Raw genomic sequence first — 12,681 nt, forward strand, 5'->3', positions numbered from 1 at the left:
TGCGCGGTGGTCACTTCTTCTTGGCCTTGTCCTTTGATTCGTCGGTGGTGAGGGCGGCGATGAATGCCTCCTGCGGCACCTCCACCGTACCCACCATCTTCATGCGCTTCTTGCCTTCTTTTTGCTTCTCCAGCAGCTTGCGCTTGCGCGAGATGTCACCGCCGTAGCATTTCGCCAACACATCCTTGCGGATGGCACGAATGCTTTCGCGGGCGATGATCCTGGAGCCGATCGCTGCCTGGATGGGTACCTCAAACTGCTGCCGCGGGATGAGTTCGCGGAGCTTGCCGGTCATCATCACGCCGTAGGCATACGCCTTGTCCCGGTGCGTGATGGCGCTGAAGGCATCCACCTGTTCGCCCTGGAGCATAATGTCCACCTTCACCAGGTCGGCAACCTGCTCGCCATCGGCTTTCCAGTCGAGGGAGCCGTAGCCCCGGGTCTTCGACTTCAGGATGTCGAAGAAGTCGAAGACAATCTCGGCCAGCGGCAGGCGGTAACGGATTTCCACCCGGTCCTCCGAGAGGTAGTCCAGGCCGCCCAGGACGCCGCGGCGGGCCTGGCACAGTTCCATGATGGCGCCAACGAATTCGCTGGGCGCCAGGATGGTGGCGGACACCATCGGTTCGCGGACCTCGGCAATCTTGCCGGAGGGGTACTCGCTGGGGTTGGTCACCCGGACAACCTTCTTGTCCTCAAGGGTTACCTCGTACTCCACGTTCGGTGCGGTGGAGATGAGGTCGAGGTTGTATTCGCGCTCCAGGCGTTCGCGGGTGATCTCAAGGTGCAGGAGTCCCAGGAAGCCCACCCGGAAGCCGAAGCCGAGCGCAGCGGAGGTCTCCGGTTCGTACACCAGCGCGGCGTCATTGAGCATGAGCTTTTCGAGCGCGTCACGGAGCACCGGGTAGTCGGCGCCGTCCAGCGGGTACAGGCCCGAGAACACCATGGGCTTGGCGTCGGCGTAGCCGGGGAGCGACTGGGCTGCCGGTTTGGCCAGGTTGGTGACGGTGTCGCCCACCTTGGACTGACGGACGTCCTTCACGCCGGTGATGAGGTAGCCCACTTCACCGACGCCAAGGCCCTTGGAGGGTGTGGGTTCCGGCGAGCTGACGCCGATTTCCAAAAGCTCGTGGGAGGCCCTGGTGGACATCATCTGGATGCGCTCGCGCGGGTGGAGCATGCCGTCCATCACGCGGACATAAGTCACCACGCCGCGGTAGGTGTCGTACACCGAGTCGAAGATCATGGCACGGGCCGGCGCATCGGGGTCGCCCTTGGGCGCAGGCAGGTCGCGGACAATCTTGTCCAGGAGGGCTTCCACGCCGACGCCGGTTTTACCGGAGACGCGCAGGACGTCCTCCGGTTCCCCGCCGATCAGGCTGGCCAGCTCGGCTGCGTACTTTTCGGGCTGCGCCGCAGGCAGGTCGATCTTGTTCAGCACCGGAATGATGGTGAGGTTGTTTTCCATGGCCAGGTACAGGTTTGCGAGCGTCTGGGCCTCAATGCCCTGCGCCGCATCCACCAGCAGGATTGCGCCCTCGCAGGCCGCCAGGGACCTGGACACTTCGTAGGTGAAGTCCACGTGGCCGGGAGTGTCGATCATGTTCAGCGCATAACTGATGCCGTCAACCTCCCACGGCATGCGGACCGCCTGGGATTTGATGGTGATGCCGCGTTCGCGCTCGATGTCCATCCGGTCCAGGTACTGGGCCTTCATGTCACGGGCCTGGACCACCCCGGTGGACTGCAGCATCCGGTCAGCCAGGGTGGACTTGCCGTGGTCAATATGCGCGATGATGCAAAAGTTCCGAATAATGGCCGGATCTGTCGCGGCGGGCACCGGTGCGGTGCGGGCCATGGGAGACACGCAGGGTCCTTACTGTTGGCATTTCTGCAGCCACCGGCAGGCACACGAAAGGCGCCAGCGGTCCAGCCGCACATCTTGAACATCCAGTGTCCCACGTCCCGGACCCCCGCACCGCATCCTGACAGGGCCGTACAGCGTATGTCGGCGGAGCCCCCGCCGATAGGCTTACGCGATGGCCATCGATCTCCGCTCCCTTGGAAACGCGGTCCGCCGCGGCCTGCGCATACTGCAAAAACAGCGCTCCACCCCGCCGGTACCCGGCCGGGACAAAGGTCCGGGCGGCAAGCGCCCCGCACCCGGCGGCAGTGCCCCTGCAAGCACCACCGGGTATCCGGGTGATTACCGGGGCCTGGTCGTCGCCCGGTATGCCCCGCAGCCGGATGGCGATCCGGATCCGGGCGAAGTGGTGTGGGCCTGGGTCCCCTATGAAGAGGACCACAGCAAGGGGAAGGACCGGCCCGTTCTGCTGGTGGGGCATAACGGCCCATTCCTCCTGGGGCTGATGCTGACCAGCAGGGACAGGGTTCCCGCCGGTTCGGCGTCCGCTGAGTACGTTGACCTTGGTGCGGGCGACTGGGACAACCAGGGCAGGGCCAGCGAAGTGCGGCTGGACCGCATCCTGCAGATCCGCCCGGACAGCATCCGGCGGGAGGGCGCAGTGCTGGACAGGGCGCGGTTTGAAAAAGTGGCGTCGGGGCTGCGCCGGCGACACGGCTGGACCTGAGTGCCCCAAATGGCCAGTGCCGCCGCTGACCTGCTATTCTTTATTGCTGTGTGTCCGTGCAGGTCGACGGTCACTGATGGCTGGCCGCCATAGGTATCCCCACGCCGCTCAGTCAAGGCCAGCCTGAAAGCCCTCTAGACCATTTCCGCATTACAAAGAGAGTTCACACGTGGCGAATATCAAGTCCCAGAAGAAGCGCATCCTGACCAACGAGAAGGCACGCCTGCGCAACAACGCAGTCAAGTCTGAGCTGAAGACGGCCATCCGCGCTGTCAACACCGCCGTTGAGTCCGCTGACAAGGAAGCTGCTACTACTGCGCTCGTTACTGCCAGCCGTAAGCTGGACAAGGCTGTCAGCAAGGGTGTTCTGCACAAGAACAACGCAGCGAACCGCAAGTCGGCGATCTCCAAGAAGGTCAACGCACTCTAAGGTTTCCAGTTCCCACGAACTGATGGTGTGGCCGGTACCGGAAGGTACCGGCCACACGCTTTTAAGCCTGGGCGCGCCTGCGCGTGTGTTATCTGCCCTGTACGGACATGGCGATAACCGTCACCGCGTGCTCGACGGCGTAGACGGGGTCCCGGGACAGGCCCTTGACCTGCGCGTCGGCCTCCGCCGTGGCCTGGATGGAGCGCACCAGGCCTTCGGGGGTCCAGCGCCGGACGTCCCGTTGTGCCTGCTCCACGAGCCAGGGCTGCATGCCCAGTTCGGCCGCAATCTGGGCAGAGGATCCCGAGGCGCCGGCCACCCGGGCAACAGTCCTCAGCTTGGACGCGAGGGCTGCCACCAGGGGCACAGGGTCAGCGCCGGTGGCAAGGGCGTGGCGCAGCGTCGACAGGGCCACAGGGGCGTTCCCTGCCATTGCGGCGTCGGCAACCTTGAATGCTGTGGCCTCGATCCGCCCGCCGTAGTATTTGTCCACGGTGTCAGTGGTGACAGTGCTCCCTGCGTCGGCGATCAGTTGCGAGCAGGCGGCGGCGAGTTCTGACAGGTCTGCGCCCACGGCGTTCACCAGCGACTGGACGGCGTCCTGGTTGATGCGGCGTCCGCCGGCCTTGAACTCCGCCATGACGAACGAAACCTTGTCGGCGTCCTTCTTCAACGGCTGGCAGTCAACAACCGGCCAGCCGCCTTTCCTGACGGCGTCGAGGAGCTTCTTGCCGCGCGTCCCGCCGGCGTGCCGCAGCACCACGACGGCGTCCTCTTCCGGGTGCTGCAGGTACGCGAGGGCGTCGGCAAGGAAGGCGTCGTTCATCCCTTCCACGGCTTCCACTTCAATCAGCTTGCTTTCACCGAACAGTGAGGGGCTCACCTGCATGGTCAGGGTGCCGGCCTCATACCCTGCGGCGTTGATGCGGCTCAGTTCGACGTCCGGCGCGGCCGCCCTGACCTGTGACCTGATCCTGTCCATCGCCCTGATCCCAAGGTAATCTTCCGGCCCGCTCACCAGCACGATCGCAGCCGGGGCTACGTCCCGCCAGGAGGCCGTATTCGACGCCGGGGAGCGGCTTGCCCGCTTTTGCGCAACGGCCATCGAAGGTCCCTTCCGGAGGTGATATTGCAGTATCCCAGCCTGCCACGTCTGCGCCCGGGGTCCAAGCTGCGACGACGGGGGAAGTGCTGCAGCCGCGGCTCCATCAGCCCGATCAACGCCACCGTGACGGCGTGCGCTTCCCGGACCTTCCCAAGAAACCCCAGCGGCCGGGCCGCTGCCCATACGGCGGCAAGGGTCACGGCTGACAACAGCACCATTGACAGCAGCCCGGGCAGGCCCTCCGGCCAGGGAAGGGCGGAGCCAGGCAGCTGCGACGCCCACCTGGCCGTGGCAGCAACGCCGGCACAGAACATTCCGGCCATGGCTATCAGGACCGTTGCGGCCCACGGCAGCAGGACCACCAGGGGCACCGCGGCCGTTCCCAGCAGGGTCACGGGAGCCACCAGGGGCGACGCCAGGACGTTGGCCACGAGCGAATAGGTGGCAAACTGCGGCTGCAGGAGGACGATGACGGGCCCGCATAACAGCTGTGCTGACAGCGGAACCGCGACCGCCGCGGCGGCCCATCGGGGCACCGCGGCGGGGATCCAACCGATGATGGGCCGGCCCAGGAGAATGATTCCCAGCGTGGCGAGCACCGACAACAGGAAGCCGAAGCTGGTTCCCAGTGCAGGGTCGATCAGCAGGAGCCCGATGACCGCGAGGCAAAGGAAGCTCAGTCCCCGCCCTGAGCGTCCGCTGGCCAGGGAAGCGACGCCAATGGCACCCATGAGTGCTGCGCGCAGGACGCTGGCGTCGGGTCCCACCAGGACCACGAAGAGGGCCAGACCGGAAAGGGCGGCGGCTGCGGCAGGAGCACGGGGCAGCCGGAACCGCCGGCACAGCAGCAGCAAAGACCCCAACACGAGGCTGCAGTTTGCTCCGCTGACCGCTGTCAGATGGGTCATCCCCACAGCCTTCATGGCATTGTCCAGTCCCTCGTCCAGCACACTGGTATCACCGGTGACCATGCCCGGCAGGAGGCCGCGGGCATCAGGGGCCAGGAAAGCGGAAGCGGAAATAAAGCGTCCCCGGAGTTCCCTGGCTGATCCCTCCAGCGGCGAGCCGCCCGTGGCCTTGAGGGGAGCCGTCGAGGCGGCCAGCGTTCCTGCCTCCTGCTCCCCTGGCTCGGCAGGACGCAGTTTGCCCGATGCACGCAGTGTTTGCCCCGGCACCACCCCGTCCCATCCTTGCCCTCCCATGACGGTGAGGCGGGCCCGTGTCCGCACCAGCATGCCGCCTGTGGTCAATTCCCGTGTCCACACCGGCACGGACCACCGTCCCGGGGACCCGCCCGGACCCGTCATGGCCCGCGGGTTTCCCGCCACCTCGACCACGACGACCGCTGACTTGCCGGCGGTGACCGCCGCGGCCAGCGGCCCATCGAACCGTTGACTGGAGGACGCAGCGGAGTGGGCTGCGGCGGCAGCGGCCAGCATCAGGGCGACGCCCAACGCGGCGGGGAAGCTCCGTCCCCTCGCTTTCCGGCGCCCGATCCGTTCTGCCCGGCCGACGGCGGTACACGTCTTGTCCACCCGTCGGCCTCTGGCCGCGTGCACAAGGAAGAGGCCACCCATCGCCGCCAGCGCGGAGCACAGGACAGCCAGCCCCACCGGCGGCAGCCAAAGCCCGGCCACTGAGGCGCTCCAGACCAACGCTGCCGGAAGTGCCAGGCGGAGGTCGGTGCGGCGGCGTGGCCCCTCACGGCTGGAATCAGCCTCTTCCCGGGCCTTGCCGTTATTGCCTGTCCGCGTGCGGACATGGCCCACAGCACGGGTCCAGCACCCCTGGAGCGCCGCACGCCCTTGCAGCGGCCTGCGCTGTTTTGCCGGCACCCGTGGCGTAAACGGGAATGCCGGCGGGGACCACGGAGAAGGTGCGTCTGAGCGCTCCGTTTCAGCCGGGGGCGGCAGGGCCTGCGGATCCGCGCCTGCACCCTGCACGGCGGACTCAATGAACCGGTTCCAGGGACTGGGGCGCGCACTTCCGCCGCTGGAGGCCGGGCCACCCCTCCCCTGCCCTGCGTCCCTGCGGCGCCCGCCCGGTTTCGCTCCCATGGCGGCTTAGACCGTCACGAGTGGCAGCAGGGCTTCAAGCATTTTGGGCCCGACTCCATCCACGGCATCCAGCTCTTCAACACTCTTGAAAGCGCCATGTTCCTTCCGCCAGTCGACGATCCGCTGGGCCAGCACCGGCCCCACCTTCGGCAGTGTGTCCAGCGTGGCAACGTCCGCGGTGTTGAGGTTGACCTTTCCGCCCACCGATCCGGTGCCGGAGGCCCCCGTGCCAGCTCCCTCCGTGCCGTCCGGCCGTGCGGCGTCCGGTGCGGAGGACAGCGGCTCCCCGTGTTGCGGAACGTAGATCTTCTGCCCGTCCTCCACGACGAGCGCAAGGTTGAGCCTGTTCACGTCTGCGTCCTGTGCCGCACCGCCCGCGCCGGCGATGGCGTCGGCAACGCGGCTCCCCTGTTGGAGCCGGATGACACCGGGTTTGGCCACGGCGCCGGCAACATGAACCACTACTGCCCCGGCCGACGCAGCCCCGCCCTGCCCGCTGCCGGAATCGGGTGAGGTTGCCGTCCCGCCCGGGGCGGCCCCACTGTCCCCATTAGCCAAGCCGGCACGGGGAGGCCCACTGGAACTGGCAGCGCTCAAGGGAAGTACCTCCGGAGCCGCCGCCCCGGCCTGCCACCAAAACCAGGCCGCCGCGGCCGCGGCCAGGGCAGCAAGCAGCACTGCGACACGGAGCCCCACCCGCCATCGAAGCGAAGGCGCCCCGCTGGAACCGGCCCCGGAGCCACGGCTGGGTTCAGTTCCGCCCGCGCCGCCTGTTTCTCCAGATCCGCCCGGGTCGCCGGAGCCGCGGTACACAAAACCGTCAAGGCCCGGTCCGTCCTCCAGGAGCCCGGGAGCGCCCTCCCCCAGGGTTGCCCGGAGCCGGGCTCTCACATGGCGCGCCTGCTGACCTGCTGCTCCAGCATCCCGGCGTGACATAGCTCCACCCTAGGAACACGGGCGGTTGCCCGGCAGCAGCCAAAGGCGCTATGTGGAAAGATGCACTCCGGCCCCCGGCCCATCCGCCGTCCTGCCCACGATGACCGCAAGCACACCCAGCCCCGCATGGGCAGCCAAAACCGCCGGAAGGGAGCTGATCTGGGCAGGAGGACAGTCGGGAAGCGCCGCTTCCAGCCTCGCGGCCAGGCTCTCCGCCTCTTCCGGGTTACCGAAATGATGGACGGCCAGGCGCACGGACCCGGCCGGATGCGCTGCCGCCTGGGCCACCACGATTTCCTCCAGGCGTGCCACTGCCCTGGCGCCAGAGCGCACCTTCTCCAACGGGACGATCCTGCCGCCGTCGACCGCCAGGATGGGTTTGATGGCAAACACGGTGCCCAGAAGCGAGGCCGCCGCGCCGATGCGTCCGCCGCGCCGCAGCTGTTCCAGACTGGGGACGTAGAAGAAAACCTTGGTCCGGGCTGCCTGCGCTCCTGCCGCCGCAGCCACCCCGGCACAGTCGGAACCCGCTGCGGCTGCCTCCACCGCGGCCTGCACTGCCATCCCCTGCGCCATGCCGACGGTTCGGGTGTCCACCACTTCCACCGGGATCCCCACCCTGGCCGCAGCCAGCCGGGCAGCATCCGCGGTGCCGGAAAGTTCCCCCGAGATATGGACGGAAACCACTGCCTCGAACCCCCGGCGTTCGGCAGCGCGGTACGCCTGTTCAAATTGCCCTGGTGATGGCCTGGAGGTCTTGACCTGGGTTCCGGCGGCCAGCGCCACGGCGATGGTCTCCAGGATGTCGTCTTCACCCTCGCCATAGATTTCCGGGCCCACCATGACGGGCATGGGTGTCACGGTCAGGATGCCGTCCTGCGGAAGGCTGCCTGAATAGTCCGCAGGCAGGGCAGCTGCGGAGTCGGTGACGACGGCGGTGCGCACCCCGGCGCGGGCGCCGTCATGTCTGGTCCCCGGCCTGGCTCCGGGACGGAGGCCGGACAGCCGTGAACGGACCCATGGCCAGGCGGCGGCATTACTGTCAGGCAAGGGGCCTCCTGGAGACAGTGTCCGGCTCAGTTGTCACCGGCCGCCGGAAGCTCCGACGGCCGGTGGGTGCTGCGGGTGCAGCAGTTATGCCGGAACGATGTTGACCAGCTTAGGGGCACGGACAATGACTGTCCTGATGCCCCGGCCGTCCAGGGCACGCTGGACGTTTTCCGAGGCCAGGGCCAGCTCGCGGAGCTGATCCTCGGAGACGTCCGGAGACACCTCCAGCCGGTCGCGGACCTTGCCCTGTACCTGGACCACCGCGGTGACCGTGTCCTGGACCAGGAGCGCGGGGTCGTGCCCGGGCCAGCCTGCGTTGGCTACCGATGCCGGGTGGCCCAGCAGGTTCCACATGTCCTCGGCGGTGTACGGCGCGAAGAGGCTGAGGATCACGGCGACAGCCTCGGCAGCTTCGCGGACTGCCGGGTCCGCTGCGCCCGCGCCGGAGTCGATCGCTTTGCGGGTGGCGTTAACCAGTTCCATCAGCTTGGCCACCACAACGTTGAACTTGTTGGCGTCCAGCAGCTCGGCGGCGTCGGCGATGGTGCGGTGCGTTACCGAACGCAGGGCGCGGTCTCCGGTGGTGGCGTCCTCGCCGGGTTCGCTGGTTACGTCCTGGGCCAGGCGCCAGGCGCGTGCCAGGAACTTGGCAGAGCCCGACGGCGAGACATCGGCCCAGTCGACGTCGTCCTCCGGCGGGGAGGCGAAGACCATGGTCAGCCGGACCGCGTCCACGCCGAACTTGTCCAGCTGCTCACCGAGGTCAACACCGTTGCCCAGCGACTTGCTCATGGCCTTGCCGCCGTTAAGCACCTGGCCCTGGTTCAGGAGCGCACTGAACGGTTCGTCGGCGTCAATCATGCCCAGGTCGTGGATGACCTTGGTGAAGAAACGGGCGTACAGCAGGTGCAGGATGGCGTGCTCCACACCACCGACGTACTGGCCCACCGGCATCCAGTCGTTGATCTTCTCCGGATCGAAGGGGCCCTCCGTGTAGTGCGGGGAGACGAACCGCAGGAAGTACCAGGAGGAGTCGACGAAGGTGTCCATGGTGTCGGTATCCCGTTTGGCGGGGCCGTGGCAGGACGGGCATTCCACGTTGACCCATGCTTCGGCAGCCGCCAGGGGCGAGGTGCCCTTGGGGGCGAGGTCCTCGCCACGGAGGTCCGCGGGCAGGGTTACCGGCAGCTGGTCGTCCGGTACCGGGACCTCCCCGCAGGACGGGCAGTGGATGATGGGGATGGGAGTGCCCCAGAACCGCTGCCGGCTCAGCAGCCAGTCGCGGAGCCGGAAGTTTACGAACTTCTCGCCGGTGCCCTGCCGCTCCAGCATGGCGATGGCGGCCGGGATGGCCTCGGCCTTGGGCAGGCCGTCGAGCTCACCGGAATTGATCAGGGTTCCCTCCCCCGCGGTGGCCGTGCCGGTGACGGCGGGATCCTCCTCGCCGGTGTCCAGGACGGCGCGGACCGGCAGGCCGAAGGCGCGGGCGAAGTCCAGGTCACGCTGGTCATGGGCGGGCACGGCCATGATGGCGCCGGTGCCGTAGTCGGCCAGCACGTAGTCCGCTGCCCACACCGGCAGCTTCTCCCCGTTGAGCGGGTTGATGGCGTAGCGGCCGGTGAAGACGCCGGTCTTTTCGCGCTCGGTGGACTGGCGTTCGATCTCGGAGAGCGCCTTGACCTGTTCGCGGTATTCGTCCAGGGCGGCCGCGTGCTCGTCCGTGACAAGGTCGACGGCGATCGGCGCGTCGGCAGCCACCACGAAGAAGGTTGCGCCGTACAGGGTGTCCGGGCGGGTGGTGAAGACCGTAACCTCCTTGGCGGGCTTGCCGCCGTCGGCTTCGATCACGAAGTTGACGTGTGCGCCTTCGGAACGGCCGATCCAGTTCTTCTGCATGGCCAGGACGCGCTCGGGCCAGTGGCCCCGGAGCTCATCCATGTCGTCCAGCAGGCGGTCGGCGTAATCGGTGATCTTGAAGTACCACTGGTTGAGCGACTTCTTGGTCACGGTGGTGCCGCAGCGCTCGCAGGCGCCATTAACGACCTGTTCGTTGGCCAGGACGGTCTGGTCCTTGGGGCACCAGTTGACCGGGGAGTTCTTCCGGTAGGCCAGGCCGCGCTCGTAGAAGCGCTTGAACAGCCACTGGGTCCAGCGGTAGTACCCGGGATCCGAGGTGTGCAGGCGGCGCGACCAGTCAGCGGAAATGGCATACCGCTTGAAGGACGCCGCCTGGGTGTCGATGTTGGCGTAGGTCCACTCGCTGGGGTGGGCGTTGCGCTTGATGGCGGCGTTCTCCGCGGGCAGGCCAAAGGAGTCCCAGCCGATGGGGTGCAGGACGTCGTACCCCTTCTGGCGCAGGTAGCGGGCCACCACGTCACCCATGGCGAACGCTTCGGCGTGGCCCATGTGCAGGTCACCGGACGGGTACGGGAACATGTCAAGCACGTAACGGCGCTCCCGGGACCCGTCATCCACCGGGGTGAAGACCTTGAGGTCTTCCCACACCTGGGGCCATTTGGCCTCCATGGCGGTGAAACTGTAGGTGCCCTCTTCAGGCTCCGCCGATACTGTTGTTGCTGTTCCGGTCTCTGTCTCCGGCTGAACGCCCACTGCTGCCCTCTTCTGTTCTGTTACGGCATCTGTGCTGCCATAACGGCCTGATCCTCCTGCTGCCGGCCCGGCGCAATGCCCCGGACACACAAAAGCCCCTCGCCAAGGGAGGGGCTGCCGCTCAGCTGTCCGATATTCGGAGCCGGCGGCTAACTAAGCAGAAGGATCGCACGCATGGATCTACTTTAGCGCACCGGCACGCCGCCCGCCGCAGCCAGCGGCAGGCCCCGTTGCATAACCCGGGGGAAGCGCGCATGATCATCCCACAACGCAGGGAGGCGGCACACGATGTCAGAGGCAACCGCCGCCGGCTTCGCGGAAGGGGTACCCCTCTCCTTGTGGCTGGCAACCGCCGGCCGCACCGACTTTCCCAGGCTGCGCGGCACGATCGAAGTGGACGTGGCAGTCATCGGGGGCGGCATCGCCGGCCTGACGGCAGCGCTGGCCCTCAAGCGATCGGGGCGCTCCGTGGCCGTCCTTGAGGCGGGCCGGATCGGCACCGGCGTCACGGGCCACACCACCGGCAAGGTGACATCCCTGCACCGCCTGGCGTACACGGAGCTGGACCGAACCCACGGAAGGAACGCCGCGGGAATCTATGGAGGCGCCAACCAGGCCGCCGTGGAGCACATCGCCCGGGTGGTGGCGGCGGAAGGCATCTCCTGCGGTTTCCGCCGGGTTGCCAACTACACCTTCGCCGTCAGTAGGGACGCCCTGCCGGAGGTGCGCGCGGAAGCCGAACTCGCCGCCAGGCTCGGCCTTCCGGCTGCGTTCACAGCCGAGGTGCCCCTCCCGTTCCCTGTGGCGGGCGCCCTCCGGTTTGACGGGCAGGCCCAGATCCACTCCGTGCAGTACCTCCAGGGGCTCGCCGCCAGGGTGGACGGGGAGAGCAGCTTCGTCTTTGAAGGGACCCGCGCGAACGACCTTCAGGAGGGAACCCGGGTGAAGGTTGCTGCCGGAGGCGGCACGGTGCTGGCGACTGAAGCAATTGTTGCCACGAATGTTCCCTTCGGAGACCATGGCCGCTTCGAGGCACTGTGCCCGCCGCACCGCTCCTATATCGTTGCCGCCCCATTGGACACCCCTGCCCTGGACGCCACCTTTATCAGCGCCGATGAGCCGATGCGGTCGTTGCTGACCGTCCAGCTGAACGGGATGACCTATCTGCTGACCGGCGGCGAGGGCCACCCTGCCGGCGAACGGGTCGATCCGGCGTCGCGCCATGCCAGCCTGGCAGCCTTCGCGCGCAGCAAATTCGGCGCCGGACCCGTTGCCTACCGCTGGTCCACCCAGGACGGGATGCCCCTGGACGGACTCCCGTATGTCGGTCCGCTGAATCCGGACAACCGCCATGCCTTCGTCATTACGGGCCTGCGCAAATGGGGACTGACAAACGGTACCGCCGCCGCCCTGATGCTGGCCGACCTGCTCAATGGCACAGCCAACGGCTGGGCGCCTCTGTTTGACAGCAACCGCGCGCCGTCAGCGACCGGGACAAGGCCGGAAGGGGCTACAACATCAAACCTGGCCGAACCCGGGACCAGTGACGGGACCCGCACAGACGGCGCTGCACGGCAGATAGCGGACCTGGCCCCCAATGACGGCACGGTGATTGAGACTCCCGGGGCAAGCACCGCATGTTTTCGGGACGAAGCGGGCGGCATCCACGCCGTATCCGCCATCTGCACGCATCTGGGCTGCACGGTGGGCTTCAACCGGGGAGAACGCACCTGGGATTGCCCCTGCCACGGTTCCAGGTTCGACGTGGACGGGAGGGTCATCCAGGGACCCGCCACCGAGGACCTGCCGCAGCAGCCTGCCCCGTGACACCCTGCACGTGCGACGCCTTGCAATGCCTTGCACTGGGACACCCTGCACCTGGCCGGGCCTGGCGGAAAAGGC

Annotated in this window: 9 protein-coding genes; 3 read left to right on the top strand and 6 right to left on the bottom strand. The window is 67.3% G+C overall.

Features of this window, described 5'->3' with window-relative positions; all coding sequences use genetic code 11:
* Positions 1-10: 10 nt before the first annotated feature.
* A complete protein-coding gene (gene lepA / locus FBY33_RS15475) occupies positions 11-1,867 on the bottom strand; it encodes a translation elongation factor 4 (RefSeq protein ID WP_200831398.1) in 1,857 nt (618 codons plus the stop codon).
* A gap of 172 nt (positions 1,868-2,039) precedes the next feature.
* Here lepA and FBY33_RS15480 point away from each other — a divergent pair, with 172 nt between their 5' ends.
* Positions 2,040-2,591 carry a type II toxin-antitoxin system PemK/MazF family toxin gene (locus FBY33_RS15480; protein ID WP_142031316.1) on the top strand — a complete coding sequence of 184 codons (552 nt, stop codon included), beginning with the start codon at positions 2,040-2,042 and terminating at the stop codon, positions 2,589-2,591.
* Between the two features lie 169 nt (positions 2,592-2,760).
* Positions 2,761-3,021, top strand: a complete 261-nt coding sequence (gene rpsT / locus FBY33_RS15485) for a 30S ribosomal protein S20 (protein WP_043454339.1) — start codon at positions 2,761-2,763, stop codon at positions 3,019-3,021.
* An 88-nt stretch (positions 3,022-3,109) separates the two neighbouring features.
* On the opposite strand, the gene holA is transcribed toward rpsT, so the two are convergent.
* From holA to leuS, 5 genes are all read right to left on the bottom strand, one after another.
* A complete protein-coding gene (gene holA / locus FBY33_RS15490) occupies positions 3,110-4,126 on the bottom strand; it encodes a DNA polymerase III subunit delta (protein ID WP_142031317.1) in 1,017 nt (338 codons plus the stop codon).
* Entirely contained in the window at positions 4,060-5,895 is a 1,836-nt protein-coding gene (locus FBY33_RS15495) for a ComEC/Rec2 family competence protein (protein ID WP_327436756.1), read from the bottom strand. Before FBY33_RS15495 ends, holA begins: the two co-directional genes overlap by 67 nt.
* Before the next feature lie 294 nt (positions 5,896-6,189).
* Positions 6,190-7,074, bottom strand: coding sequence for a ComEA family DNA-binding protein (locus tag FBY33_RS15500; protein ID WP_142031319.1), 885 nt, complete (start codon positions 7,072-7,074; stop codon positions 6,190-6,192).
* Positions 7,075-7,167: 93 nt separating this feature from the next.
* Positions 7,168-8,169 carry a DegV family protein gene (locus FBY33_RS15505; RefSeq protein WP_142031320.1) on the bottom strand — a complete coding sequence of 334 codons (1,002 nt, stop codon included), beginning with the start codon at positions 8,167-8,169 and terminating at the stop codon, positions 7,168-7,170.
* 84 nt (positions 8,170-8,253) lie between these two features.
* Positions 8,254-10,779: a leucine--tRNA ligase gene (gene leuS / locus FBY33_RS15510; protein WP_142031321.1), complete on the bottom strand. Its 2,526-nt coding sequence runs from the start codon at positions 10,777-10,779 to the stop codon at positions 8,254-8,256.
* 288 nt (positions 10,780-11,067) lie between these two features.
* On the opposite strand from leuS, the gene FBY33_RS15515 reads away from it, so the two are divergent.
* Positions 11,068-12,606 (top strand): FAD-dependent oxidoreductase, encoded by a 1,539-nt coding sequence (locus tag FBY33_RS15515; protein WP_142031322.1) that lies wholly within the window; start codon positions 11,068-11,070, stop codon positions 12,604-12,606.
* Positions 12,607-12,681: the final 75 nt, after the last annotated feature.

The sequence above is a fragment of the Arthrobacter sp. SLBN-112 genome, assembly GCF_006715225.1.
Taxonomy (GTDB): Bacteria; Actinomycetota; Actinomycetes; order Actinomycetales; family Micrococcaceae; genus Arthrobacter.